The following is a 26027-nucleotide window of genomic DNA, read 5'->3' as shown; positions in this document are numbered from 1 at the left end:
TCCAGCCCGCTGGACACGGTGGTGGCCCTCCCCGCCCCGGGAGGGCCACGCTGCATGGCGGGCGAGCGTCAGCCTTCCGCGGGCTGCCGCTTCGGCGGGGGCGTGCCGAGGCCGCCCATCGGCACGAGCCGCGACATATCGATGTCGAGCAGCGCCGGGCCGCCCCGCTCGAGCGCCCGCTGGAGCGCGGCCCGAAAGCCCGCCGCCGAGTCGACAGCCTCGGCCGGGATGCCCATCGCCCCGGCGACGCGGACGAAATCAGGCGTGGCGAGGTCGACGCCGAACTGGCGGCCTTCGAAGGTGCGGCCTTCGATGGTGCGCAGGACGCCGTAGCCGCGGTCGTTGAAGACGCAGACGATGACCGGCACGGCGTATTGCGCAGCGGTGGCGAGTTCGCCGATGTTGAGCATGAAGCCGCCGTCGCCCTGGATGACGACGGCCGGCCGGCCGGCGCCGATGGCCGCCCCGAGGGCGAGCGGCAGCGCCGGCCCGATGGCCGCCGAAGTCGGGTAGATCGACGTCCGGGGCGAGAGGATGGGGAGGAGCCGGTTGCCCCAGAGGTAGGCCGGCACCGTCGCATCCCGGACGATGAGCGCGTCCCGCGGCGCGAGTTCGCGGATGGCGTCCATGATCGCGGCGTAGTCGGGGCCGATTTCGCGCCGGATCTGCTCGCGGGCGGCATCGCGGAGTTCGGCCGCGCGGGCGGCGTAGTCCGGGTCGGCGCGGTGCCCTTCGAGGTCGCGGAGGAGCGCCGCGAGGGCGAGCCGGGCATCGCCGACGACGGGGACGTCGGCCCGGTAGCTGCGGCCGATGACCGCCGGGTCGGCGTCGATGTGAATGAGCCGGCCGCCGAGCGGGAGCGTCCAGTTCCGGGTCGGGCCGGCCTGGAAGCGGGTGCCGACGGCGAGGACGGCCTCGGCGCGCTCGAACACCTCCTGCAGGCCGGGATGGGCGGAGAGCGGGCCGAGCGCGAGGGGGTGGTCCTCGGGGATGGCGCCGCGGCCGTTGGCGGAGGTGACGACGGGCGCGCCGAGCGATTCGGCGAGCTGCCGGAGTTCGGCCTCGGCGCCGGCCGCGAGGACGCCGCCGCCCGCCCAGAGCAGGATGCGGCGGGCGCTTTTCAGCACGTCGGCCGCGCGGCCGAGCGCTTCGCGCTGCGGCCGGACCCGGGGCCAGCCTTCGACGTGAGGCACGTCGACCTCTGCGCGGGCGTACTGGAGGTCGATCGGGATTTCGACCGCGCCCGGCGCGGGCCTGCCGGTCGAGATGTCGCGGGCGACGCTGACGATCGTCTCGGCGATGTCTTCGGTTCGGCGGACGGACTCGGCGCGGCGGGTGACGGTGCGGAGCATCGGGAGCTGGGCTTCGGCTTCGTGCAGGAAGCCCTTTCCCTTGCCGTAGAAGAGCGACTCGACCTGCCCGGTGATGAGGAGGACGCGGCTGGAAGCGAACTGCGCTTCGTAGAGGCCGGTCATGGCGTTGGTGGTGCCGGGGCCGGTGCTGGCGATGGCGACGCCGAGGCGGCCGGTGGCGCGCGCGTAGCCGTCGGCGGCGTGGAGCGCGCCCTGCTCGTGGCGGACAGCGACCGGGGTGATGCCGCCGAGCCGGTGGATGGCGTCGTAGATGGGGATGTTGTGGACGCTGACGATGCCGAAGACGTGTTCGACGCCGAGCGCACGGAGGGCGTGGTAGACGGCTTCGCCGCCGGTCATCTCCTGCACGGGTTCCTCCGGGATGGGGTGTGGCCGGGACGCTACCGGCGCCCCGGGAGGGGTGTCAAACGGGGATTGGCGCCCGGCCTACCAGCGGTACTGGCCGGCCTGCCATTCGGCTTCGTAGTAGGGCGAGACGTGGGTGCCGGGCCGGATGATGCGGTCGATCGCCCGGCGGTCGTCGTCGGTGATCGTCACGTCGAGCGCGCCGAGGTTGTCTTCGAGCTGCTCCATCGTGCGCGGGCCGATGATGGGGCTGGTGACGCCGGGCTGGTGCATGCACCACGCGAGCGCGAGGCGGGAGAGGGTGGTGCCTTTGTCCCGGGCGAGCTGCTCGAGCGGCTCGATGACGTCCCAGATGGCGTCGTTCATCCGGCGGCGGTACATCGGGTTCGCATCGAGGTTGGCGTAGCGGCTGTCTTCCGGCGGCGGCGCGTTGCGCGAGTACTTCCCGGTCAGCAGCCCGCCGGCCAGCGGACTCCACGGGATGATGCCGAAGCCGTAGGCCCGCGCGGCGGGCAGCACCTCGCGCTCGATGCGCCGGTCGAGGAGGTTGTAGGGCGGCTGCTCGCAGACGAACCGCTCGAGGCCGTACTCCTTCGAGACCCAGAGGCTTTCGACGAGCTGCCAGGCGGCGAAGGTGCTCGTCCCGATGTAGCGGACCTTCCCGGAGCGGACGAGGTCGTCCAGGGCGCGGAGGGTTTCGTCGATGGGCACGTCGGGCTGGGGCCGGTGGATTTGATAAAGGTCGATCCAGTCCGTCTTCAGCCGGCGCAGGCTGGCCTCGCACTGCTCGATGATGTGGCGGCGGGTGTTGCCCATGGCGTTGGGTCCATCGCCCATCCGGCCGTGGACCTTGGTGGCGAGGATCACATCGGCGCGGCGGCCGTTCCGATGGAGGGCGTCGCCGACGGCTTCTTCGCTGCGGCCCTGGTTGTAGACGTTGGCGGTGTCGATGAAGTTGATGCCGGCATCGAGGGCGCGGTCGATGATGGCGGCGGAATCGGCCGCGCTGGTCTTGCCGCCGAACATCATTGCGCCCAGGCAGAGCGGGCTGACGCGGATGCCGGTGCGCCCGAGCGGGCGGTACTCCATGGGTGCGACCTCCGGGTGGTGGATGCGGTGAGGGGAGCGTACGCCACCGGCGGCCGGTCTGCAGCCGGGTCAGCCGTGCCGCGGCGCGAGGCCGAACTCCCGCGCGAGCAGCTCGTAGCTCCGCTTCCGCGCCGCGGCGTCGTAGGTGATGGTCACGATAACGAGCTCTTCGGCGCCGGATTCGGCTGCGAGCTGGCGGAGCCGGCTTCCGACGGCGCCGGGGCTGCCGTAGATGGACGACTGGCGGAGGTAGGCGAGGTAGTCGAGCTCGGCTTCGGTGTAGTCGAACGCCATCGCGTCACGCGGGGAGGGGATGCCGGGCGGCTCGCCCGGCCGCGCGCGGGAGATGATGCGGGCGCCCCAGCGGCTCCACGAGAGGTGCTCGGCCTCCTCGTCGGTCTCGGCGCAGGTGACGGCGACGGCGAGCGCCGGCCGCGGCCGTTCGAGCCAGCGCGACGGGCGAAATCCGGCGGAATACCGGCGGAGCGTCTCCGCCGCGCCCTCTTCGGTGATGAAGTGGGCGAAGCAGAACGCCCAGCCGCGCTCGGCCGCCAGCGCGGCGCTCACACCGGAAGAGCCGAGGAGCCAGAGCTCCGGCATCGCCGGCCCGGCGGGCTGGGCGGTGACGCCCCGGTACGGGTGGCCGGCCGGGAGCTCGCCGGCGAGGAAGCCTTCGAGGTCGGCGAGCTGCTGCGGGTACGCTTCGAGGCCGGTGATGGCGCCGCCGCCGAGCGCGCGGGCGGTGCGGGTGTCGCTCCCCGGGGCGCGCCCGATGCCGAGGTCGACCCGCCCGGGGAACAGGGCCTCGAGCATGCGGAACTGCTCCGCGACCTTGAGCGGCGCGTAGTGCGGCAGCATGACGCCGCCGGAGCCGACGCGAATGCCGCTGGTGAGCGACGCGACGCGGGCGATGAGCACCTCCGGCGCGGCCGAGGCGAGCGAGCCTGCGCTGTGGTGCTCGGCGAGCCAGTAGCGGCGGTAGCCGAGCCGGTCGCAGAGCCGGGCGAGTTCGAGCGTCTCGCGGATGGCCTCCGCCGGGCTGCCGCCGCGGCGCACCGGCGACTGGTCGAGCACGGAGAGCGCGAGGTCAGCCACCGGCGGGGCTCCGCCCGGATTCGCGGGCGAGGGCGGCAAGCCACGCCAGCCGCCCCGGGTCGACCTGTTCCCATGCGAACCGCCACGTCCAGTTGCCCTCGGCCCGGCCCGGGTGATTCATCCGGTGTTCGCTGCCGAGCGCGAGAACGTCCTGCATCGGGATCACGGCCGTCTCTGCGACGGAGTGCATCGCCGCGCGGATCATGTCGTCGACGATAGCGGAGCCGTCGGTGCCGAGTTCGCGGCGCACGTTGTCGCGCTCCCATTCGGGCAGGTGCTGCCACCAGCCGAGGGTAGTGTCGTTGTCGTGGGTGCCGGTGTAGACCACCTGGTTGGCGCGGTGGTTGCGGGGGAGGTAGGGGTTGTGCGGGTCGCCGCCGAAGGCGAACTGGAGGACGGCCATGCCGGGGTAGCCGAGCTCGTCGCGGAGCGCGCGGACGTCGTCGGTGATGATGCCGAGGTCCTCGACGATGATGGGCAGGCGGCCGAGCCGGGCTTCGAGCGCATCGAAGAGCGACCGGCCGGGGCCGGGAACCCAGGCGCCGTTGACGGCGGTCGGCTCGTTCGCCGGGATATGCCAGGCGGCGACGAAGCCGCGGAAGTGGTCGACCCGGACCGCATCGAAGAGTTCGAGCGCGCGCTGGAAGCGGGCGACCCACCACGCGTAGCCGTCGGCGCGCATCGCATCCCAGTCGTAGAGGGGATTGCCCCAGCGCTGGCCGGTGTCGCTGAAGGCATCGGGCGGGACGCCGGCGACGACGGCAGGTTCGCCCCCCTCGCCGAGCAGGAAGAGGCCGCGGCGGGACCAGTGGTCGGCGCTGTCGCGGTCGACGAAGATGGGCATATCGCCGATGAGGAGGATGCCGCGGGCGCGGGCGGCGCTGCGCAGCTCCTGCCACTGGGCATCGAAGACGTACTGGAGGAAGCGGTGGAACTCGGCCTCCTCGGCGAGCGCGGTGCCGGGGAGCGGCCGGCGGGGCGGGTACTCCCGGAACTCGGCGGGCCATTCCCACCACGGCTGACCGGTCAGCTCGCGCAGCGCTTCGAAGAGCGCGTAGTCCTCGAGCCACGGCTGGCCCGCGGCGAAGGCGTCCAGCCGGTCGCGGCCGCCAGCGGCCATGAACCGGTCGAAGGCGCGGCGGAGGACGGGCGCCCGGAGTGCGCGGGCAGCAGCGAAGTCGGCGCGGTTGGCGGCGCCTGTTTGCGGGATGGCCGCCTCGGCGGCCGTGAGCCAGCCGCGCCGGCCGAGCCACTCGAGGTCGATGAGCCGGTCGTCGCCCGCAAAGGCGGAGCGGCCGGCATACGGCGAATCGTAGGGGCCGGGCGGGCACACCGGCAGCATCTGCCACGCGCCCGCGCCGGCCGCGCTGAGCAGGTCGAGGAAGCGCAGCGCAGGCTCGCCGAGGGTGCCGGGGTGCGGCAGCGATGTCGGGTGGAGGAGGACGCCTCCCAGCCGGCGGCCCATCATCGCGCGGCGGCCAGCGCTTCGAGCTCGGCGGGCGAGAGCCGGGCCACGCGCCGGCCGTGCTCGAGGAGAGCGGCGATATCGCCCCGCGCCTGCGCTGCTTCGAGCTGGCCGAAGGTGAAGGACTCGCCGGGGACGGGCACGTCGATCGCGGGCGGGTCTTCGACGACGAGGAAGACGCCGGTATCGGGGCCGCCCTTGTGGAGCTGGCCCGTCGAGTGGAGGTAGCGCGGCCCGAAGCCGACGGTGGTGGCGATGCGGAGGCGGTCGCGGAAGGCGTGGCGCGCCCGTTCGAGGCGGTCGGCCGTGGCGCGGTCGCGCGGGAGGTAGGCGAGGATGGCGAGGTAATCGCCGGGCCGAATCGAGCCCRGGACCTCCGCCGGGGGCGCAGCGGCCGGCTCGGGCGCGCCGCCTTCGAGCACCCGCCGGGCGTTCCGTTTCGATTCCTCGACGTTCGGCTGGTCGAACGGGTTGATGCCGAGGATATGGCCGGCGACGGCGGTGGCGAACTCCCAGCGGAAGAATTCGGCGCCGAGGTCGAGCGGGCCGATTTCGGGCAGGCGGATGACGGGATGCCCGGCGGCTTCGAGTTCGTCGAGCCCGTCGAGCGGGCCGTAGGCGACGAAAAGGCGGTCCTCGCCGTAGACGGCCGGCGGGCCGATGCGCTCGGCTTCGACGGGGAGGATGCCGCGGCCGCGCTTGCCGGTCGACTCGGCGACCAGCTGCTCGATCCAGTGGCCGAGCGCTTCGACGGCGTGGGGGAGGAAGAGGGTGAGCTTGTCGCAGCCGGCGAGGGCGGCCTCGGCGATGACGGCGCCAAGTCGTGCGCCGGGGTTCGCTTCGAGGCTGCGCCGCTCCTGGCACGCCTGGACCATCGGGCCGATGCGGCCGAACATCCCCGGCACGTCGGCGCCGCACAGGATGGCCGGCACGAGGCCGAAGAGCGAGAGCGCGGAGAACCGGCCGCCGATATCGGGCGGGTTGAGGAAGAGGTGGGGGATGCCGAGGCGGTGGGCGTCGGCCTCGAGCGGGGTGCCCGGGTCGGTGATGACGATGAAGCGGGCCGGGTTGCTGATGCGGTCGCGGAAGAGGGCGAACTGGCTGCGGGTCTCGATGGTGGTGCCGGATTTGCTGGAGACGGCGACGGCGGTGCGGCTGAGGTCGAGGCGGCCGAGCAGCGCTGCGACCTGCCGCGGGTCCGTGGAATCGAGCAGCTCGAAGCGGAGCGCTCCTTCAGCGGGGCCGAAGGAGGAGGTCATGACCTCCGGCGCGAGGCTGGAGCCGCCCATGCCGAGGAGGAGGAGGGTGTCGCAGCCCTCGGCCCGGAGCCGGTCGCGCAGCGCTGCGATAGCCGGGAGGCGGGCGAACATCTGCTGGTGGACGGTGAGCCAGCCGAGGCGGTCGGCGCACTCGGCGGGTTCGGGCTGCCAGACGGTGTGGTCGCGGGCCCAGGTGCGCCCGATGATGTCGGCGGCAGCCATCGCCTCGAGTCGGGCGCGGACCGCGGTCTGGAGCGGAGCCGGCAGCATGGAACCTCCGGCGCGGGTTTGCTGCTAACGATACCGGAGGCGAGGTGAACGGGCAGGAGCGGGCGCCGGGCGGACCGGCTGTTCGCCGGCGACGATGACGCGCTCGCGGGGGACGACGCCGGTGCGCGGCGGGAGCCGGTGGGGCAGGGGCCGGGGCCGGCGGAACGGCAGCGGCTCGGGCGAGGCGTACATCCCACCGACATTTTCGGCGGTCCGCATCCGGAAAACCCCGCGGGCGGCGTTGCGGGTTCGGTGGCGCCGGGTGACAGGCCGGTGGCGGCCGGAGGGCGCGAAATGGCCGCGGTTCCGCTCCCGGGGATGCGGGTTTTCATGGAGTGAACGGGAGGGGGCAAGTTGCCGAATATCGAATTAGCACCGGCGGCGCGTTGGACCGCCGCCCACCCGGGGAGGCTGCACCCATGCAGGGCCACATGCGCATCTGTCAGCACTGCGGGGCGCCGTACGACTGGCGCCGTTCGCCGAGCGCGTACCTGAAGATGACCTACTGCGGGAGCCTCTGCGAGAAGGCGGACCTCGGCTTCACCATCGAGACGCTGCTGCGCGAGGTCGAATTCGTGCGGGGCGAGTGGCGGGCGCTGCTCGCGGCCTGAGCCGGCGGCGGGGGCCGGTCAGCAGGTCGTAAGCGGCGCAGGGGTGCGTCGCTTTACGAAACGGACTGGCGGCCTCTACGCTGGAAGTGCACGGAAGCCGACCGCGAGGCGGCCAAGCCGGCAAAGGAGGCACCCACCATGGAAACGCCCATCGGCCCCGGCCCCACCGGGATGAACCTGAACAACATCCGGGTGTGCGCGCGGTGCGGCCTCCGCTACGACTGGCGGAAGTCGCCGAGCGGGATGAAGATGACGTACTGCTCGTCGCTCTGCGAGAAGGCGGACCTCGGCTTCACGGTCGAGGCGCTCATCCGCTGGGAACGCGAGCCGATCGCGAAGGAGCCGGTGGCCCCGGCCTCCGATTAACCCGGCCGTCGAATCCGAACAGCCCGGCGGGCCCGGCTCAGGTGAGCCGGGCCCGCCTGTTTTCCGCAGGGAGGCGCGGCCTGGTGCGGGCTACTCCAGCGTGAGCGGGGTATCGTCGCGGTTCGCCCAGTCGCGCATGGAGCCGTCGTAGACGCGGATGTCGTCGTAGCCGACGAGGGTCATCGCGAAGGCGGCGTGGGCAGCGCGGATGCCGCCCTGGCAGTAGGTGATGGTGGCGCGGCCGCGGGCGAACCCGGCTTCGGCGAGGAGCCGTTCGATCGCTTCGGCCGGGAGGAAGCGGCGGGTATCGGCAGTTTCGACGAAGCGGACCCATTCGAGGTGCTTTGCGCCGGGGACGCGGCCGACGCGCCGGTTGCCGCGGTCGTTGGTGCCGTCCCACTCGGCGTCCGTCCGCGCATCGAGGATTTGGCAGCCGGGGTCGCCGATGCGGGCCTTCAGGTACTCCGCGTCGGCGATGAGGTCCGGGTTGGGGCGGGCGGTGAAGGACGCGGATTTCGGCCGGGTGGCGTGGAAGGTGATGGGCCGCCCTTCGGTGAGCCAGCGGTGCCAGCCGCCGTTCAGCACCTTCACGTTCGTGTGGCCGTAGTAATTGAGCACCCACCAGAGCCGGGCCGCGACGAGGGCGTTGTTGTCGTCGTACGTGACCACGAGGGTGTCGTTCGAGACGCCGAGCCGGCCCATGAGCGCTTCGAATTCGGCGGGCGGCATGACGAAGGTGCCGTGGTCGGCGCCGGGCGGGCCGGCCTCTTTGATGTAGTAGTGGACGGGGAGGTGGACGGCCCCGGGGATGTGGGCCCGGCGGTACGCCTCGAGGACGGCGCAATCGATGATGCGGACGCCGGGGTCGTCGAGGTGCTGCTGGAGCCAGTCGGGTTCGGCGAGGAGTTCGGGGCGCGCGTAGCCCATGGGCGGCCTCCCGGGAGGGTTTGGCGCGGAGTGTACGCCCCCGGGCGGGCCGGGGTCAGGGTCAGGGCGGGGGCGTCGGGGTCGGCGTGGGCGTGAGCACGTTGTTCGGGATGCCGCCGAAGGGGGTCGGGGTGGCGCCGGGGAAGGGCGGCCCGCCGCGCCGGATGTTGATGTACACCTGCAGCGAGAGCCCCTTGCCGTCGTTCGTCGAAAGCCGGAGGGTGTAGACGCCGTCCTCGAGGCCATTCAGACGGATGGTGCCGAGGACGCCGTTCTCGACCTTCGCCGTGCCTTCGCCGATGGTCTTCCACTCGGCCGGGGTCGAGCCCTTGCCGAGCTCGAGCTTCCAGTTCTTCAGGTTCGGCGGGTTGACGGTGCCGATGACCTCGGTGTCGCCGGAGATGGTGCGGCCGGTGGTGATGTTGTTGATGGCGATGGCGGCGAGACCGGTGCTCTTCTCTTTCGGCGCGATCGGGATATTCCGCTTCTGGGCGAGCTCTTCCGCAAGCTCAGGTTTGAACGCCGGGAGTTTGACGAACTTTTGCATCTTGCGGAACTCGGCCGGCGTCTCGTCGGTGGCGAGGAGGCCGTTCCGGCTGTCGATCTCCTTCTCTTCGCACTCCGATTCGTAGGTGACGTCCGTCCGGACCCAGGCGGTGACGACCTGGTCGCAGTACTTGAAATCGGGGCCGAGGTTGCGGTCGGTCGCCGGAGTCTGGAACTCGCGCTGGGCGACGTTGCGCGGCTGGAGGTCGGAGAAGCCTTTGCCGATATCAGGGACGCCGCGGGCGGCGAGCGCCTCGTGGTAGTAGCCCATCCAGTTTTTCCAGAGGCGCACGGTGGTGTTGGCGGCCGCGAACTGGCGGTCGTTGACGAGTTCGTTGGTGGCGTTGCCGACCCAGACGGCGGTGGCGGCGTGGCGGCTGTAGCCGGTCATCCACGTCTCGAGGGTGTCGGCGGCGGAGGCGGGCCCCTGCTGGGTGCCGGTCTTCACGCCGGAGGGGATGCGCTGGCCGTTGGCGTAGAAATCGAGCCCGAGGTCGTTATTGCTCCCGCCGCAGCCCCAGATGATGAAGCGGGCGGTGCAGTCCGACATGATGGTGTGGAGGAGCCAGACGGAGCCGGCATCGACGACCTGGCGGGTTTCGGGCTCGCCCTGGCGGAAGATGACGTTGCCGTCTTTGTCGCGGACTTCGAGGATGACGACGGGATCGAGTTCGCGGGTGCCCTCGATGCGGATGTAGCCCTTCTCGAACAGGAGCTTCTGCTCGAGGGCGAGTTCGTAGTTGGCCCCCGTATCGAGCGCCGTGCTCTTGAGGTCCGAGACTTTGACGTAGCGGGCGAGGGTGGGGACGCCGACCATCTTCCCCATGTTGGCGATGACGGCGTCCATGTAGGCCATGTCGATGGCGCGGATGTTCGCGCCGCCGGTCGCGATCGACGCCCCGTAGGTGACGTCCGGGTGGGAGCGGAAGGTGGGGTCGAAGCGCTGTTCGAGGGTGGTGATGCCGAGCGCCTTGGCCATCTTGATGACGTTGTCGACGCCGGCTTCCTGCGCGGCGCGGAAGGCGGGCACGTTCTGCGAGCCGCCGAGGCCGGCGCGCGCGGAGATGAGGCCTTCGGACTTTTCGGCGTCGCGGCGCGGGTTCTCGATGGCGGTGCCCTCCACCGTGAGCGGGCTCGTGTCCCAGAAGGTGCTCATCGGCGCTTTGTTGAGGACGTCGAACCAGCTGAGGTAGACGGCCGGTTTGAACGAGGAGCCGGGCTGGTTGATTTCGACGAGCTGGTCGATTTCGCCGGCGACGCGGCGGTCGGAGCGGTAGGACGGGTCGCGGTTGGGCGCGTAGACGATGACCTGGCCGGTGGACGGCTCGATGGTCACGATGGCGGCGTTGTGGCATTCGCAGCCGGCTTCGAGCCCGGCGGCGATGAAGCCGCGCGCCATCTCCATCGCCTTCGCCGTCAGCTCCCAGTCGAGCGTCGACGTGACTTTGTAGCCGGCCATGTGGACGCTGGACTTGCAGTCGGGGGCGGAGGGGAGCTTCGGCAGGATGCCGGCTTCGCACATCCGGACGAGGCGGGGCTCGACCTGGTTGTCGACGAATGCCTCGGMGCGCTGCGGGTTGGAGCCGAGGTAGACGCGGACTTCCTCCGCCTTGGCGGCAGCCGCCTGCTCGGGGGTGATGCGGCCGTGGCGGACCATGAGGTCGAGCACGTCTCCCTGGCGGGCCTTCGCATCGCCGCCGACGATGCCCCGGCCGAGTTCATCGACGATGCAGTCGCCGCGGTCGTCTTTGAGGCAGTTGAGGCGCGGGTGGTAGGTGGTCGGCGCCTGGGGGATGCCTGCGAGGAGCGCGGCCTCGGCGAGGGTGAGGTCTTTGGCTGGCTTGCGGAAGTAGCCCTGGGCCGCGGCCTCGACGCCGATGTACCGGTCGGCGTAGCTGATCTGGTTCAGATACCAGGTGAGGATCTGCTCCTTGGAGTAGTCGCGCTCCAGCTCGATGGCGTAGGCGATTTCGCGGAGCTTGCGGTCGAGCGTTCGCTCGGCGGTGACGCAGGCGTTCCGGTTGTCGCCGTCTTCGGAGATCGAGGGGCAGATGTAGACGTTTTTGATGAGCTGCTGGGTGATCGAGGAGCCGCCGGTGCCGGCGCCGAAGTCGTTGAGGATGTAGTTCTCGTAGGCGGCGCGGACGAGGCCCTTGAGGTTGATGCCCGGGTGCGTCCAGAAGGAGTTGTCCTCGGTGGAGACCGTCGCTTCGATCATCCACGGCGAGATCTGGTCGAGCGTGACGGGGTTGAGGAGCTGGGCGTTCGGGTTCGAAAGGGTGGCGAGCAGGACGCCTCCGTCGGGGCCGCCGCGGTCGTAGATTTCCGTCGGCACGGAAGAGACTTCGAGCAGCTTCTGCTCGATGGGGACGTAGTCCTTGGCGTACGAGTTGTAGATGGTGAACAGCGCGCCGAGGGCAGCGGCGGCGGAAACGGCGCCGAGGCCGACGAGCGCGAGCAGCGCGATGAGCAGCGGGCGCGCGCGGCTCCCGCCGTCGCGGCGGCGTTCGCGGAGCCGCCGGCGTACGACCATGCTGGTCATGGACGGGCACCCCCTGTGCGCCCGGGGCGGATGCGCAGCATCGCACCCGAGGGTAACAGACCCGCGCGGCTGGCAACACGGCGGCAGGTAAGCCGGGCTTCCCCTATCCTTGACCGCATGGCGCTGACCCGTGATGACGTGTTGCACATCGCCCGGCTGGCCCGCATCGCACTCGACGAGGCGGAGGTGGAGCGGTTCCGGGCGCAGCTTTCGGGCATCCTCGACCACTTCCAGGCGCTCGCCGCCGTCGACACGGAAGGCGTCGAGCCGACAGCCCACCCGCTGCCGCTCGCGAACGTGATGCGGGAGGACGCGGTCCAGCCGTCGCTCCCGCGCGACGAGGTGCTGGCGAATGCGCCCCTGGCCGAGGACGGCTACTTCCGCGTGCGGGCGGTGCTGGAATGAGCGAGCTGTGGCGTCTGACGGCGCACGAAGCGCACGAAGGGCTCCGGCGGCGGGAGTTCACCAGCGTCGAGCTGACCCAATCGGTGCTGGAGCGGGTCGCGGAGGTGGAGCCGACGGTCAACGCGTACATCACCCTGACGGCCGACCTGGCGCTCGAGCAGGCAAAGGAGGCCGATGCGAAGCTGGCCGCGGGCGCCGCCACGCCGCTCACGGGCATCCCCGTCGGCGTGAAAGACCTCATCGTCACGAAAGGCGTGCGCACGACGGCGGGCTCGAAGATGCTCGAGAACTTCATCCCGCCCTATGACAGCCACGTCTACGAGAACTTACGCCGGGCCGGCGCGGTGATGATCGGCAAGTGCAACATGGACGAGTTCGCCATGGGCTCGTCGACGGAGCACTCGGCCTACGGCCCGACGCGGAACCCGTGGAACCCGGCGCTGGTGCCCGGCGGTTCCTCCGGCGGGTCGGCGGCGGCGGTGGCGGCGGGGGAATGCCTCGTCTCGCTGGGGAGCGACACGGGCGGGTCGATCCGCCAGCCGGCGGCGCTCTGCGGGCAGGTGGGGCTGGACCCGACCTACGGCCGGGTGAGCCGGTACGGCATCATCGCCTTCGGCAGCTCGCTGGACCAGGTCGGGCCGATCGGCCGGGACGTGGAAGACGTCGCGACGATGCTGGACTGCATCGGCGGGCACGACCCGCGCGACAGCACGACGAACCCGGAGCCGATGCCGGACCTGCGGCACTACCTCGGCCGCGACATCCGCGGCATGCGCATCGGCGTGCCGAAGGAGTACTTCATCAGCGGGATGGAGCCGGGGGTCGCGGCGCGGATCGAGGAGGCGCTCGGCGTGCTGGAAGGGCTCGGGGCCATCGTCGACCGGGACGTTTCGCTGCCGAGCACCGGGCACGCGCTGGCGGTCTACTACATCATCGCGCCGAGCGAGGCCTCGGCGAACCTCGCCCGCTACGACGGCGTGAAGTACGGGTTTAGCGACCGGTCGGCGCCCTCGATGTGGGAGAACATGGAGCAGACGCGGGCGAAGGGCTTCGGCAACGAGGTGAAACGGCGCATCATGCTCGGAACGTACGCGCTGAGCGCGGGCTACTACGACGCCTACTACCTGAAGGCGCAGAAGGTGCGCACGCTGATCAGCCGGGAGTTCGCGGAGGCGTTCGCGAGGTATGACGTGCTGGTCACGCCGACCTCGCCGACGGTGGCGTTCCCGATCGGGGCGAAGGTCGACGACCCGTTCGCGATGTACCTGAACGACATCTACACGCTGCCGGCCTCGGTGGCGGGGCTGCCGGCGATCAGCGTGCCCTGCGGGTTCAGCGAGGGGCTGCCCGTGGGGATGCAGATCATCGGGAACTTCTTCGATGAAGGGCGCATCCTGCAGGTGGCGCACGCGTACGAGCAGGCCAGCGGCTTCAAAAACCAGCTGGCGCCGCTGGCTGCCGGCTGAGGCAGGGCCCGGGGCGGCCTGCCCGGGGCAGGACCGGCGCGGGGGCTTCGGCCGGTGACGAAGCTCGGGGCCGCGCTCGCCGCGGCCGGGGCGGCGGCGGCATGGGCCGGGCCGGCGGGGCTCGCATGGGCCGGCTGGACGGCTGCCGCGGCGGGAGCGCTCCTGCTCGTCTACCGGGCCGCAGCGGCGCTGCGGCGCCGCGCAGTCCTGCGGACCCTCGAGGGCTTGCGGGGCCTTCCGCCGGCCGAGTTCGAAGCGCGCGTCGCGGCATGGCTGGAGCGGGACGGCTGGCGGGTCGAGCAAACCGGCGGGCCGGGCGACGGCGGCATCGACCTCATCGCAAAGAAGGGGCGTGACGTTGCGGCCGTCCAGTGCAAGCGGTTCGCGGGCGGGGCGGCGGTCGGCGCCTCGGCGGTGCGCGACCTCTACGGAGCTGCGACGGCGGCGGGCGCGACGCTCGCCGTGCTGGTGACGACGGGCCGGGTGACGGCGCCCGCTGCGGCGTGGGCCGCGGGGCTCAGGCAGGGGCCGAAGCTGGTGCTGGTGGATAGCGGCAGCGTGGCCGAGGCCGCGCGCGGCGGGCGGCTCTTCCGTTAGGCGAGGTCAGAGCGGCGGCATGCGCCGGCGCCAATCGGTTGCGCATTCGTAGGCGAACGCGGCGCGGAGCACCGCCGCCTCATCGAACGGGCGGCCGGCCACCTGGAGGCCAATCGGCAGCCCTTCCGCGGAGAAGCCGCAGGGGATGCTGATCGCCGGGATTCCCGCGAGGTTGAACGGCATGGTCAGCGAGGCGAAGGCCGCGCCGGTGCTCAGCTGCACGCCCTCGACTTCGACGGGGTCCTCGCCGATGCGGGAGGCCGGCCGCATGGTCGTCGGCGCGGCGAGCAGGTCGACGGTTTCGAGCACGCGGCGGACGCCCTCTTTGATTTCGTAGCTGGCGAGGTACGCCGCCGAGAGGTCGAGCGGCTCCGGGAGCGGCTGGAGGAGGACGTTCCGCAGCTCTTCGCTGTACGCCTCGGGCTGCTGCTCGAGCCACGGCGCGTGGTAGAGCCGGCCTTCGACGTTGACCAGCCGCCACGCGCTGATGACCTGCTCGCGGGTGAACCCGGCGTCGACATCCTCGACGGCGGCGCCGAGGCCGCGCAGCGTCTCGAGCGCTTCTTCCACGGCGACGAGGACTTCGGGGTCGAGGAGGCCGAAGAACTGGTCGCGGGGGACGCCGATGCGGAGGCCGCGGATGTCCGGGACGAGCGCGGCGGCGTAGTCGGGCACGGGCACCGGCACCGTGGCGAAATCGGCCGGGTCGTAGCCGGCGATGGCGCCGAGGAGGATGGCGGCGTCTTCGACCGTGCGGGTGATGGGCCCGGCGTGGTCGAACTGCCACGACATCGGGATGATGCCGGCGCGGCTGACCCGGCCGAAGGTCGGCTTGAGGCCGACGACGCCGCAGAGCGCGGCCGGGATGCGGATGCTGCCGCCGGTATCGGTGCCGAGAGCGGCGGGGCAGAGCCGGGCAGCGACCGCTGCGCCGGAGCCGCCGCTCGAGCCGCCGGGAATGCGGTCCGGCGCCCAGGGGTTGCGGGTCGGGCCGGTGTGCGGGTTGTTCGTCGTCGTGCCCCAGGCGAATTCGTGGGTGTTCGTCTTGCCGAGGATGACGGCGCCGGCCTCGCGGAGCCGGGCCACGGCGGCGGCATCGCGGCCCGGCACGCGGCCGCGGAGGACGGCGGAGCCGGCGGCCGTTTCGATGCCGGCTGTGTCGTAGAGGTCCTTCAGGCCGACAGGGATGCCGTGGAGCGGCCCGCGGTGCTGGCCCGCGAGGAGTTCGGCCTCGGCGCGGGCGGCCTCCTCGAGCGCGCGCTCCGGGACGACGGTGACGAAGGCGTTGAGCGCGGGGTTGCGCGCCTCGATGCGGGCAAGGCAGGCGCGGGTGAGCTCGAGGGGCGAGAGGTCGCGGCGGGCGATGGCGCGGGCGGCTTCGGCGACGGTCAGGTCTGCAGGGTCGGTCATCGGCGCACCTGGAAGTCGATCGTGTCCCGGGTCAGGCTTCGAGGTAGCCGCGGCGGGCGAGCCACTGGAGAGCGCCGGCGAGCGCGACCCGGGCGGTGGCGAAGGATACGCCCGCGGCGCGGACGGCGTCATCCTCGGCTCGGGGCGCGAGCTCTTCCACGATGAGGCGCGCCAGGTCATCGTGCGTGCGGGTGCCGTCGAGCCAGGGAAGCAGCGCGAGGGGGAGCGGCGGGACGTCGTAGACGGCGTGGGTGAGGGCGACGGGCATGGTGCCGTCGCGGCGCGCCTGGTCGCGGGCCATGGCGAAGGCCCGCGGCAGCGGCCCCGCCGCCGGGACGGGGCGGGCAGGTTCGGCTTCGAGCTGGAGGCCGCCGTGGAAGAAGAGGCGGAGCAGCTTCGGAGCGGTGCGCTGCCAGAAGCGGCGGGGGTCGACGGCGGCCGCCAGCTCCTCGGCCGGGACGGCAGCCGGCCGCCGGGCATCGAGGATGCGCACGGCCTCGAGGAGGTCCGGGTCGCGCAGCGCGAGGATGCCGCCGGGGTGGACGAGCTTCGGGAGCGCCGGGTCGTACCGCTCTTCGCCGGGGCCGATCAGGTCGCCGAGCAGGCGGAGCGCGAGCCCCCGGAGCCGGGCGGGCGCCGGCGGGCGTTCGACCGCAGCCCCGGCGCAGCAGAGCAGCGATTCGCGGAAGGTGCGGCCGTGGACGAAATCGAGCAGCTGTTCGCGTTCGACCTGGCCGGGGGCGAGCGATTCGAACTCAGCGGCGACGTCGCCCGCGAGGTCGGGCATCGCCATGCGGAGCGGCCAGGCATCGCCGACGTACTGCAGCCCGCGAGCGGCGGCGTGGGCGACGAAATCGGCGAAGTAGACGGGCGCGTTGGTCGGCTCGAGGTGCTCGTGGGCGACGTAGTCGTCCGGGCGGTCGGCGATGAATTCGAGCTCGCGGGCGAGAACGCGGGCGTAGAGCGGCCCGCCGGGGAGGCGGGCTTCGAGGTCGAGCGCCGTGCGGACCACGATCTCGGCCATGGCGCGAGCGTGGCCGACGAGCTGGCCGGGCGGCGCGTCGAGGTTGCGGGTGGCGAACACCATCAGCTCGCGGAGCGGCTGCCGGAGGTGCCAGCCCGGGTAGCAGTTGTAGCTGACGAACGCGATGCCGCCGGGCGCGAGGAGTTCGCCGCAGAGGCCGAGGAGGCGGTCGCGGACGGGCGCCTCCACCCAGGAGTACACGCCGTGGGCGATGATGTAGTCGAACTGGCCGAGCGCGGGGCCGGCCTCGGCGATGTCGAGCGGTTCGAAGCGGACGTTGCGGAGGCCGAGCCGGGCGGCCGTCTCGCGGGCGAGTTCGACCTGCCGGGGCGCATTGTCGATGCCGAGGCAGGTTGCGCCCGGGAGACCGGCTGCGATGGCGTTCAGGTTTTCGCCAATCGCGGAGCCGATTTCGAGAACCCGGGCCGAAGATGGCGGCGGAGTTTCGATGCCGAAGAGGCGGCCGAGGGCGGCGAGGCGCCGCGGGTGAGAGGCTTCGACGGCGGTGCCTTCGTAGGGGATGGCGTCGTAGCTGATGACGGGCACGTCGGCACCCAGTGTAGGCGCGCGGGGCGGGCCGAAGAAGCCGGGAAAGGCGCCGGAATGATCGGGGAACGCCCGGTATTGACGTTATGGGCGGCAGCCGTGAGAGTTAGCAGGCATGGTTCACACCACCACCCTCGCCGCGCTCCTCGCCGCTGCTGCCGCTGCGGCTGCGCGTGCGCGCCGGTAAGGGTGGCGGTCGGAACCGTACGTCGAGAACACCTGCAGGAAGGCCGCCCCCGGGGCGGCCTTTCCCGGTAGGAATGGCTGGCGGGGGCAACGAGGAGCAGCACCGATGACCGCTGACACGTCCACCCGCACCGAACCGGTCCGCTACGTTTCGCGGCGGATGCAGGCCGTTCCGCCGAGCGGCATCCGCCGGTTTTTCGACCTGCTCAGCACGATCGAGGACGTCATTTCGCTCGGCGTGGGCGAGCCGGATTATGTCACTCCAGAACCGTTCCGGCGGGCCGCCATCGCGAGCATCGAGCGCGGCGACACCCACTACACCTCGAACTACGGGCTGCTGGAGCTGCGCGAGCGGCTCGCCGCGCACCTTGAGCGGCTGTACGGCGTGCGGTACGACCCGCGGACCGAAATCGTCATCACCTCCGGCTCGAGCGAGGCGCTGGACATCGCGATGCGGGCCATGGTCGACCCGGGCGACGGCGTGCTGTGCGCCGACCCGAGCTACGTGGCCTACATGCCGGTCACGGTGATGGCCGGCGGGGAGTTTTTGCCCGTGCCGACGCGCGCGGCCGACGACTTTCGGCTGCTTCCGGCCGACCTCGAGGCGGCGGTGACGCCCTCGGCCCGGGTGCTGCTCCTCGGCTACCCGGCGAACCCGACGGGCGCGACGATGGACCGCGCCGACCTCGAAGCGGTGGCGGATGTCGTCGAGCGGCACGACCTCGCGGTCATCAGCGACGAGCTGTACGACCGGATGACCTACGCGGGCGAACACACCTGTTTCGCTTCGCTGCCCGGCATGCGCGAGCGGACGGTGCTGCTGGGCGGATTCAGCAAGGCGTACGCGATGACCGGGTGGCGGCTGGGCTGGGTGGCGGCCCCGGCGCCCATCGCCGAGGCGATCATGAAAGTCCACCAGTACGTGATGATGTCGGCGCCGACAGCCTCGCAGTACGCGGCCATCGCTGCGCTCGACGAGGGCGAGGCGTTCGTGGCCGAGATGGTGGCGGAGTACGACCGGCGGCGGCGGCTGATCGTCGACGGCTTCCGGGCGGTGGGGCTGCCGACGTTCGAGCCGCGCGGCGCGTTCTACGCGTTCCCGGAGATCCGGGTCACCGGCATGAGTAGCCTCGAGTTCAGCGAGCGGCTGCTGGCCGAAGAGCGGGTGGCCGTGGTGCCGGGGAGCGCCTTCGGCGCGTGCGGCGAAGGACACGTGCGCGCCTGCTACGCGAGCAGCTTCGAGCAGATCGAGCGGGCGCTCGAGCGGATCGGGCGGTTCGTCCAGCGGCACCGGACGGCCTGAGGTTTCGCGCGCGCCCGGGTGCGTTAGCGAGCGCCTCCTGAACTACTTTCCGCGGGATAGCCCCCGCTGATGGTAGGATTCGGCGCCATCGATAGCAGCGCTCAGGAGGTGGCATATGACCGGTGACCGGGGGGTTTGGCGGGCCGCGGCGCTTGCCGCGCTGGCGGCGGCGGGGATCACGCTGGCGGCGTGCGGCGGCGGTAACGGGGGCAACAAGAACGTGACCCTCGAGAACGTGAACCCGAACGTGAACGCGACGGAGGCGCCGCAGGAGCGGCCGGTGCAGGAGATCAGGGTCACCGACCAGGGCTGCGACCCGGCGAACGTGACCATCAAGGCACGGACGCGGGTCGTCTGGAAGTGGGAAAACACGTCGTCGCCGATCGCCATCATGCTCGCCGGCCAGAAGTCGCCCGAGCAAACGACCGGCGAGTACACCCGGGACTTCGACCAGGCGGGCCTGAGCTTCCCGTACCAGTGCGGGCCGATGACCGGCCGCATCGTGGTGGAGTAGCGGCCGCGGCCGGCTGGTTCACAGGCCGTACAGCTCCGGCCGGGTGCGGAGCCACTCGCCCACCATCTCGCCGATCATGATGCTGGTGAGGTTGGTGTTGGCGCGCGGGACGGTCGGCATGATGCTCGCATCGGCGACGGCGAGGCCCTCGACGCCATAGGCCCGGCCGTACTGGTCGACGACCGCGTGCGGGTCCGATGGCGGGCCCATGGGTGCAGTGGCGCAGGGGTGGTAGCCGCTGGCGGCGAGCTTCAGCAGCAGGGCGCCGATCGCCTCGTCGCTCAGCTCGCGGGCCGGGTCGGGGAAGATGACCCGGTCGACGAGGGCCGCGAGCGGACCGGCCGTGACGAAGCGGAGGGCGTCGCGGAAGCAGGCGGTGAGCCGCCGGCGGTCTTCCGGGTCTTCGCAGAACCGGTTTTCGATGACCGGGGCAGCGTGAGGGTCGGCGGAGGGCAGGCGGAGCGTGCCGGTGCCGTTCACCTGCTCGAGGACGGCGGCGACGGCGAACGCCTGCAGCGGGCCGGCGCCCCGCGGGGAGAAGGAGAACGCCTCGACCTGCAGGTCGTTGCGGTGGGGACTGTCCGGCGCCGTATAGCGGAGGATGGTCTGCACGATGGGCTGGTCCGGGTCGAGGATGCCGGGGTCGCGGACCGCCGCGACGACGGCGAGCGCCGGGTGGTCGGAGAGCCGCATGCCGACCGGGGCGGCCCGGACGGGCTCGATGCCGAGGCGGGCGAGCTCTTCCGCCGGGCCGATGCCCGAGCGGATGAGAATGGCCGGCGAATGGATGGCGCCGGCGGCARGGACGACGAGCCGGCCGCGGATGGTCTCCACGTCCCCGCCGCGTTCGACTTCGACGCCCGCAGCGCGGCCGGCTTCGAACAGGACGCGGCGGGCGAGCGTGTTCGGGAGGATGCGGAGGTTCGGGCGGGCGCGGGCGGGCGCGAGGTAGCCGACGGCAGTCGAGACCCGCAGCCGGCCGACCTTGTTCATCGGGTGGGGCCCGGCGCCCCAGCTGGCGGGGTCGTTGGCGTCCTCGCAGCGGGGGTAGCCGAGCTCGCCGGCGGTTTCGAGCCACGCCCGGTGGACGGGGGTGAGTTCGTCCCACGTGTAACGGCGGATGGTGATCGGGCCGGCGTCGCCGTGGTAGGGCCGGTCGCCGAAATCGAGGTCGCGCTCGAGGCGGCGGAAGGCGGGGAGCACACGCTCCCACGCCCATTCGGGATTGCCGGCGGCCGCCCAGCCGTCGTAGTCCTCCGGCATCCCGCGGAGCGCGATGGTGGTGTTCACGGCGCTGGAGCCGCCGGTGACGCGGCCGCGCGGGAAGGGTGCCGAACGGCCTGCCGCCGTCGGCCGGTAGCTGAGGCCCCAGTCGTGCGCGGTGTAGGAGTTGTTGTGGCTGTTGACGAGGTCGAACGGCAGCTGCGCGAGGTCGGGGTAATCGGGCCCGGCTTCGACGAGCAGGACGGAGCGGCGCGGGTCTTCGCTGGCGCGGGCGGCGATGACGGCCCCGGACGAGCCGGCGCCGACGACGATGACGTCGAAGGGTTCGTTCATAGCGGAGCCTCCCGGGGCGGGAATGTACCCGTCCCGGCGGTGGGACGCACGGGCGGGTTCCCGTACAATCCCGCCACACCACCCGTTTCCGCGAGGCATCCATGTCGTTCGAAGCAGTGCTCGCGCAGGCGCGCGCCGAGGGCCGCACCCTGCTGACCGAAGTCGAAGCGAAATCGCTCCTGCAGGAGGCGGGCGTCCCGGTGGCGGCGACGCTGCTCGCGCGCACCCGGGAGGAGGCGCAGGCCGCGGCCGACCAGGTCGGCTACCCCGTCGTGCTGAAGATCGTCTCGCCCGATATCGCGCACAAGTCCGACGTCGGCGGCGTGAAGCTCAACCTGCAGGACCGGGAGGCAGTCGGCGCGGCGTTCGATGAGGTCGTCGCGAACGCGCAGCGGGCGGTCCCCGGGGCGCGCATCACCGGCGTGGCGGTGCAGCACATGGCGCCGCAGGGCACGGAGGTGATCGTCGGGATGACGACCGACCCGCAGTTCGGGCCGGTGCTGATGTTCGGCCTCGGCGGCATCATGGTCGAAGTGCTGAAGGACGTGTCCTTCCGGCTGGTGCCGCTGGAGGAGAAGGACGCCCGGCAGATGATCGACGAGATCAAGGGTCGGCCGGTGCTCTCGGGGGTCCGCGGCCAGCCGCCGGCCGACATCGAGGCGCTGAAGCAGACGATCCTGAAGGTGTCCGAGTTCGTGCAGGCGCACCCGGAGGTGAAGGAGCTCGACCTGAACCCCGTGTTCGCCTACCCGGACGGCGCGCTGGCAGTCGACGCGCGCATCGTCATCGGCGAGGCGTAAGGCAGGGCGGCGGGCTTCCGCCGGGAGGGTAGCGAAATGGCAGTGCCCGGGCACCGGCTCGACCGGATGTTCAACCCGAAGGTCGTCGCAGTCATCGGCGACAAAGGCCCCGGCTACATGTGGCTGCACAACAACCTGCCGATCAGGGAACGGGGCGGCCGCCTGTACTCGGTGCAGCTCGACGAGAAGGAGATTCCCGGCATCGAGGCGCTCGGGGTGCAAAACTTCACGTCCGTGCTCGACGTGCCTGAGCCGATCGATTACGCGCTGGTGGCCGTGCCGCGGCAGGTCGCGCCGCACGTGTTGAAGGACCTCATCGCAGCCGGGGCTGCCGGCGCCGGCTTCTTCACTTCCGGGTTTGCGGAGACGGGCGAAGAACTGGGCATCCGGCTGCAGGCGCAGCTGACGGAGATGGCGCGCGAGGCGAGCTTCAACCTCGTCGGGCCGAACTGCATGGGGCTCTACCTGCCGAAGGCCGGCGTGCGGTTCAACGCCGATGCCCCGGTCACGGACGACGGCGAAATCGGCTTCCTCAGCCAGTCCGGCACGCACGGCATCATGTTCAGCCTCGTCGCGGCGGCGAACGGCATGTACATCAGCAAGTGCGCCTCCATCGGCAACGCGATCGTGCTCGACGTCTCGGACTATCTCGAATACCTGATGCTCGACGACGAGACGAAGGTCATCGGCATGTACGTCGAGGGGGTGAAGGACGGGCGGCGGTTCTTCGCGACGCTGAAGGAGGCCTGCCGGCGGAAGCCGGTCGTCGTCTGGAAGGGCGGCCAGACGGAGGCGGGCGCGCGCGCGACGATGTCGCACACCGGCTCACTGGCTGCGCCGCAGGCGGTGTGGGACGGGATGATGCGGCAGTGCGGCGCCATCACGACGAACAACCTCGACGAGACGGTCGACGCGATGAAGATGCTGCTCCGGGCAAAGCCGCCGCGGGGCGACGGGATGGCGCTGCTCGCGCAGACCGGCGGCCAGTCGGTCTCGATCACGGACGCCTTCGCGAAGGCGGGCCTGCGGGTGCCCCGCTTCGCAAATGAGACGTACGCCGCGCTTGGCGAGTTCTTCAACATCGTGGGCGGGAGCTACCAGAACCCGCTCGACATGGCGGGAACGATCCAGGGGAACATGGAAACGCTCGACCGGGTGCTGCGGATCGTAGACGCGGACCCGAACGTGGACGGCATGGCGATGGAGCTCTCGGCGATGTTCGCCGCGCGGCAGTGGAAAGCGAAGCCGGAAACGCTGGACGCGACGATAGCGACGCTCGCGGGGCACATCGCCCGGTCGGAGAAGCCGCTCGTCGTCATCCTCCACCCCGCGCACGAGGCGGAGTACGTGGCGAGCATCCAGCCGAAGTTCAACGCGGCCGGCGTGCCGGTCTTCCCGAGCTTCGAACAGGCGGCGGCGGCGTACCGCCGGGCGCTGGAGTTCGCGCGGGAGCGGGCGGGCTAGCTTTCGGCCGCGCCGCCCAGGTTGGAGAGGCTCCGCTCCGCTTCGTCGACACTTTCGAGTTTGACGATGCCGCGCTTGAGCGCGTAGCGGATGAGGTCGGTCCGCGAGCGGGCCTTGAGCTTCTCCATGATGTGGGCTTTGTGGGCCTCGACGGTCTTCACGCTGACCACGAGCTCGTCGGCGATCTGCTGGTTGGTGCGGCCCTCGGCGATGAGCTGGAGGACTTCGCGCTCGCGGGGCGTGAGGTTGTCGAGCGACGTCTTCTGCTCGGGCCGGCGCGCCTGGAGCTGGAGTTCGGCGATGTCGAACCCTTCGGAAAGCGCCGCCGAGTAGTACTGGTTGCCCCGGTGGACCGTCTGGATGGCGAGGATGAGTTCGGAGACGTCGGAGTTCTTGACGAGGTAGCCGGAGGCGCCGGCGCGGATGGCGCCGGTGATCTGCTCCTCATCGACGAAGCCGGAGAGGATGACGACCCTGGTAGACGCGGAGGCGCGCTTCACCTGCCGCGTCGCTTCGATGCCGTTCAGGCCGGGCATGACGACGTCCATGAGCACGACGTCGGGCCGGAGGCGTTCGACGGCGAGGAGCGCCTCACGGCCGTTCTCGCAGTCGGCGACGACTTCGATTTCGGGGCGGGATTCGAGCAGCATCCGGAGGCCCTGGCGGATCACGGCGTGGTCATCGACCACGAGCACGCGGATCGGCCGCGAACCGCTGGCGGGGCTCCCCCTCCCTAGCGAGCGGTTATTGCTCATGCAAGCTTCTCCCGCGGGGCGGAACGCACGCCCCGCTGTACGGGGCAGTCTACTCCTCCCGGCGCGCCTGCCAAGTGAATGTTTATGGCGAGCGGGGCCGCGCCGGGCAGGCAGCGCAGCGTTCGAAAGCCCGGTCTGGCGGGCGGGGCGCACAGCCGAACAGCTCCAGCAGCCGGTAGAGGGTCCAGAGCGGGAGGCCCATGACCCCGCAATAGCACCCTTCGAGCCGGGCGACGGGCCGGACGTCCTCGTGCTGGATGGCGTAGCCGCCGGCCTTGTCGAGCGTGCGCCCCGATGCGGCGTAGGCTTCGAGGACCGCGTCGGGCAGGTCGGCCATCACGACGGTCGAAATTTCGTGGTCGATGGCCGCTCCTTCGGGGGCGATGACGGCGACGGCGGTGACGACCTGGTGCGGCCGGCCGCGGAGCTCGCGGAGCATGGCGGCGGCCTCCGCGGTATCCGCCGGCTTGGCGTACAGGCGGAGGCCGCGGAACACCACGGTGTCGCAGCCGATGACGAGGGCTGCCGGGTAGCGGCGCGCGACGGCTTCGGCCTTGGCGTAGGCGAGCTGGCGCGCGCAATCCACGGCGTCGCCCTCGAGGTCCTCGGCGATATCGGCCGCATCGATGCCGAAATCATCGAGGAGGGCGGCGAGCAGCTCGCGGCGCCGGGGCGAGGCGGAGGCGAGGACGACGGGGCGGCTCACGGCTGCGGCCACTCCAGCCGGCTCACGCATTCGATGTGGCCCGTCTGCGGGAACATGTCGAGCGGCGTGACGTCCGTCAGCCGGTAGCCGCCGTCGACGAGGACGCGGAGGTCGCGCGCCAGCGTGGCCGGGTTGCAGGAGACGTACACGACGACCCGGGGGCGGAATTCGGTGATGGCGGCGAGCACCGGCGGCGCGCAGCCGGGCCGCGGCGGGTCGAGCACGATGGCATCGGGGTAGTCCTCGAACGTCGGCAGCACGTCCTCGACTTTGCCGATGCGGATGCGGGCGTTCGGGACCGGCTTCAGGTTCACTTTCGCGTCGCGCGCGGCGCTGTTCGATTCCTCGATGGCGACGACGGACTCGAAGCGGTCGGCAAAGATGCGGGCGAAGGTGCCGACCCCGGCGAAGGCATCGACGAGGAGGCGGCCGCGCGGCGGCAGCGCTTCGCCGACGAGGCGGACCATCTCCTCGGCCTGGGCGGTGTTGACCTGGAAGAACGCCGAGGCGCTGACGACGAAGTCGTGGCCGGCGAGCCGCTCGAGGTAGCTGGTCTGGCCGGTCGGAATCTCGGCCCCGGGGACGGCCGGGTTGATGAGGAAGGAGCCGGTGGCCGCGGAATGGCGCACTTGCACCTGGTGGAGACCGGCGCCGTGGCCCTGGAGCTTCGGCAGGACCTCGTTCACCCACGGGTCGGCGATGGGGCAGTGCTCGACCTTCAGGAGGCCGTGGCCGCGGCGGGAGATGAAGCCGACATCGCCGAATTTGCGGCCGGTGGAGAAGCGGATGTGGTTGCGGTAGCCCCACGGGTCGCGGGCGCCGACCATCGGCCGGACGACGCTCTCGTCGAGGCCGCCGATGCGGCGAAGCTGCTCGCGGACGACGGCCTCCTTCGCCCGGAGCTGCGCGGGGTAGGCCATGTGCTGGAGCTGGCAGCCGCCGCATTCGCCGAAGAGCGGGCAGCGCGGTTCGACCCGGTCGGGCGACGGCTCGAGCACGCGCGTGACCACGGCCTCGAGGTAGTCCGGGTATTCCTTTTCGACGGCGGCTTCGACGAGTTCGCCGGGGGCGGCGAAGCTGACGAAGACGACCCGGCCGTCGGGGGCGCGGGCGAGGGCGGCGCCGCCGAAGACGAGGCTTTCGGCGCGGAGCACGAGGGTGACGGGCTCGGCGGGGGTTTTCCAGGCGCGGCCGCGGCGGGGCATGCCCCCAGCGTAGGGGCCGGCACGGTCACGCGCGAGGGAGCGCGGGCCGGGTGGCGGCTTGCGGCCTGCGGGCGTATGCTATGCGCAGCGTGGGCGGTTAGCTCAGATGGTTAGAGCGCTGCGTTGACATCGCAGAGGTCACTGGTTCGAATCCAGTATCGCCCACCAGCCCACGCACACCGCACCGCCGGCGCCCATGCA

Annotated in this window: 23 protein-coding genes and 1 tRNA gene; 10 read left to right on the top strand and 14 right to left on the bottom strand. The window is 71.6% G+C overall.

All coding sequences use genetic code 11. The annotated features are described in order from the left end of the window. Window positions 1-68 precede the first annotated feature (68 nt). From O0235_RS12435 to O0235_RS12410, 6 genes are all read right to left on the bottom strand, one after another. Window positions 69-1712: a thiamine pyrophosphate-binding protein gene (locus O0235_RS12435; protein WP_270058075.1), complete on the bottom strand. Its 1644-nt coding sequence runs from the start codon at window positions 1710-1712 to the stop codon at window positions 69-71. An 87-nt stretch (window positions 1713-1799) separates the two neighbouring features. After that, window positions 1800-2807, bottom strand: a complete 1008-nt coding sequence (locus O0235_RS12430) for an aldo/keto reductase (RefSeq protein WP_270056099.1) — start codon at window positions 2805-2807, stop codon at window positions 1800-1802. Window positions 2808-2876: 69 nt separating this feature from the next. Further along, a complete protein-coding gene (locus tag O0235_RS12425; RefSeq protein ID WP_270056098.1) occupies window positions 2877-3902 on the bottom strand; it encodes an LLM class flavin-dependent oxidoreductase in 1026 nt (341 codons plus the stop codon). Beyond that, window positions 3895-5370 (bottom strand): 4-alpha-glucanotransferase, encoded by a 1476-nt coding sequence (gene malQ / locus O0235_RS12420; RefSeq protein WP_270056097.1) that lies wholly within the window; start codon window positions 5368-5370, stop codon window positions 3895-3897. Before malQ ends, O0235_RS12425 begins: the two co-directional genes overlap by 8 nt. After that, entirely contained in the window at window positions 5367-6896 is a 1530-nt protein-coding gene (locus tag O0235_RS12415) for a phosphoglucose isomerase-related protein (RefSeq protein ID WP_270056096.1), read from the bottom strand. The genes malQ and O0235_RS12415 overlap by 4 nt, the downstream gene beginning before the upstream one ends. Window positions 6897-6920: 24 nt before the next feature. Next, a complete protein-coding gene (locus O0235_RS12410) occupies window positions 6921-7088 on the bottom strand; it encodes a hypothetical protein (protein WP_270056095.1) in 168 nt (55 codons plus the stop codon). Between the two features lie 227 nt (window positions 7089-7315). Here O0235_RS12410 and O0235_RS12405 point away from each other — a divergent pair, with 227 nt between their 5' ends. Both O0235_RS12405 and O0235_RS12400 read left to right on the top strand, forming a co-directional pair. Further along, on the top strand, window positions 7316-7507 hold the full coding sequence (locus tag O0235_RS12405) for a hypothetical protein (RefSeq protein WP_270056094.1): 192 nt from the start codon (window positions 7316-7318) through the stop codon (window positions 7505-7507). Window positions 7508-7645: 138 nt separating this feature from the next. Continuing rightward, a complete protein-coding gene (locus tag O0235_RS12400; RefSeq protein WP_270056093.1) occupies window positions 7646-7873 on the top strand; it encodes a hypothetical protein in 228 nt (75 codons plus the stop codon). Between the two features lie 90 nt (window positions 7874-7963). Here the strand turns inward: O0235_RS12400 and O0235_RS12395 are convergent, their stop codons facing one another. Both O0235_RS12395 and O0235_RS12390 read right to left on the bottom strand, forming a co-directional pair. Continuing rightward, window positions 7964-8800, bottom strand: coding sequence for a sulfurtransferase (locus O0235_RS12395; protein ID WP_270056092.1), 837 nt, complete (start codon window positions 8798-8800; stop codon window positions 7964-7966). A gap of 61 nt (window positions 8801-8861) precedes the next feature. After that, entirely contained in the window at window positions 8862-11888 is a 3027-nt protein-coding gene (locus tag O0235_RS12390; RefSeq protein ID WP_270056091.1) for a transglycosylase domain-containing protein, read from the bottom strand. Between the two features lie 117 nt (window positions 11889-12005). Between O0235_RS12390 and gatC the strand changes: the two genes are divergently transcribed. The 3 genes from gatC to O0235_RS12375 are packed head-to-tail and all read left to right on the top strand — an operon-like array spanning window position 12006 to window position 14356. Then, window positions 12006-12293 carry an Asp-tRNA(Asn)/Glu-tRNA(Gln) amidotransferase subunit GatC gene (gatC, locus tag O0235_RS12385; RefSeq protein ID WP_270056090.1) on the top strand — a complete coding sequence of 96 codons (288 nt, stop codon included), beginning with the start codon at window positions 12006-12008 and terminating at the stop codon, window positions 12291-12293. Further along, window positions 12290-13759 carry an Asp-tRNA(Asn)/Glu-tRNA(Gln) amidotransferase subunit GatA gene (gatA, locus tag O0235_RS12380; protein WP_270056089.1) on the top strand — a complete coding sequence of 490 codons (1470 nt, stop codon included), beginning with the start codon at window positions 12290-12292 and terminating at the stop codon, window positions 13757-13759. Before gatC ends, gatA begins: the two co-directional genes overlap by 4 nt. 54 nt (window positions 13760-13813) lie before the next feature. Continuing rightward, complete coding sequence (locus O0235_RS12375) at window positions 13814-14356, top strand: restriction endonuclease (RefSeq protein WP_270056088.1); 543 nt, start codon at window positions 13814-13816, stop codon at window positions 14354-14356. 6 nt (window positions 14357-14362) lie between these two features. Here the strand turns inward: O0235_RS12375 and O0235_RS12370 are convergent, their stop codons facing one another. Both O0235_RS12370 and O0235_RS12365 read right to left on the bottom strand, forming a co-directional pair. Beyond that, window positions 14363-15766, bottom strand: a complete 1404-nt coding sequence (locus O0235_RS12370; RefSeq protein ID WP_270056087.1) for an amidase — start codon at window positions 15764-15766, stop codon at window positions 14363-14365. Window positions 15767-15797: 31 nt separating this feature from the next. After that, complete coding sequence (locus O0235_RS12365; RefSeq protein WP_270056086.1) at window positions 15798-17336, bottom strand: methyltransferase regulatory domain-containing protein; 1539 nt, start codon at window positions 17334-17336, stop codon at window positions 15798-15800. 292 nt (window positions 17337-17628) lie between these two features. On the opposite strand from O0235_RS12365, the gene O0235_RS12360 reads away from it, so the two are divergent. After that, window positions 17629-18825, top strand: a complete 1197-nt coding sequence (locus O0235_RS12360; protein ID WP_270056085.1) for an aminotransferase class I/II-fold pyridoxal phosphate-dependent enzyme — start codon at window positions 17629-17631, stop codon at window positions 18823-18825. 115 nt (window positions 18826-18940) lie between these two features. Then, entirely contained in the window at window positions 18941-19339 is a 399-nt protein-coding gene (locus O0235_RS12355) for a cupredoxin domain-containing protein (RefSeq protein WP_270056084.1), read from the top strand. An 18-nt stretch (window positions 19340-19357) separates the two neighbouring features. Here O0235_RS12355 and O0235_RS12350 read toward each other — a convergent pair whose 3' ends face one another. Then, window positions 19358-20896, bottom strand: coding sequence for a GMC family oxidoreductase (locus O0235_RS12350; RefSeq protein WP_270056083.1), 1539 nt, complete (start codon window positions 20894-20896; stop codon window positions 19358-19360). A gap of 101 nt (window positions 20897-20997) precedes the next feature. On the opposite strand from O0235_RS12350, the gene O0235_RS12345 reads away from it, so the two are divergent. Both O0235_RS12345 and O0235_RS12340 read left to right on the top strand, forming a co-directional pair. Then, window positions 20998-21696 (top strand): acetate--CoA ligase family protein, encoded by a 699-nt coding sequence (locus O0235_RS12345; RefSeq protein WP_270056082.1) that lies wholly within the window; start codon window positions 20998-21000, stop codon window positions 21694-21696. Between the two features lie 36 nt (window positions 21697-21732). Next, window positions 21733-23160 (top strand): CoA-binding protein, encoded by a 1428-nt coding sequence (locus O0235_RS12340; protein WP_270056081.1) that lies wholly within the window; start codon window positions 21733-21735, stop codon window positions 23158-23160. Here the strand turns inward: O0235_RS12340 and O0235_RS12335 are convergent. The 3 genes from O0235_RS12335 to O0235_RS12325 all read right to left on the bottom strand — a co-directional run bounded on the left by O0235_RS12335 (window position 23157) and on the right by O0235_RS12325 (window position 25826). Beyond that, entirely contained in the window at window positions 23157-23855 is a 699-nt protein-coding gene (locus tag O0235_RS12335) for a response regulator (RefSeq protein WP_270056080.1), read from the bottom strand. The two genes, O0235_RS12340 and O0235_RS12335, sit on opposite strands and share 4 nt — an antisense overlap. A 142-nt stretch (window positions 23856-23997) precedes the next feature. Continuing rightward, on the bottom strand, window positions 23998-24621 hold the full coding sequence (locus O0235_RS12330; protein ID WP_270056079.1) for a Maf family protein: 624 nt from the start codon (window positions 24619-24621) through the stop codon (window positions 23998-24000). After that, window positions 24618-25826 (bottom strand): class I SAM-dependent RNA methyltransferase, encoded by a 1209-nt coding sequence (locus O0235_RS12325; protein ID WP_270056078.1) that lies wholly within the window; start codon window positions 25824-25826, stop codon window positions 24618-24620. The genes O0235_RS12330 and O0235_RS12325 overlap by 4 nt, the downstream gene beginning before the upstream one ends. A 91-nt stretch (window positions 25827-25917) precedes the next feature. Here O0235_RS12325 and O0235_RS12320 point away from each other — a divergent pair. After that, window positions 25918-25994, top strand: a tRNA-Val gene (locus O0235_RS12320). Window positions 25995-26027: the final 33 nt, after the last annotated feature.

Origin of the sequence: Tepidiforma flava (genome assembly GCF_027594505.1) — a bacterium.
GTDB classification, from domain to species: Bacteria; Chloroflexota; Dehalococcoidia; order Tepidiformales; family Tepidiformaceae; genus Tepidiforma; species Tepidiforma flava.
This window is presented reverse-complemented; position numbering and strand designations above follow the sequence as displayed.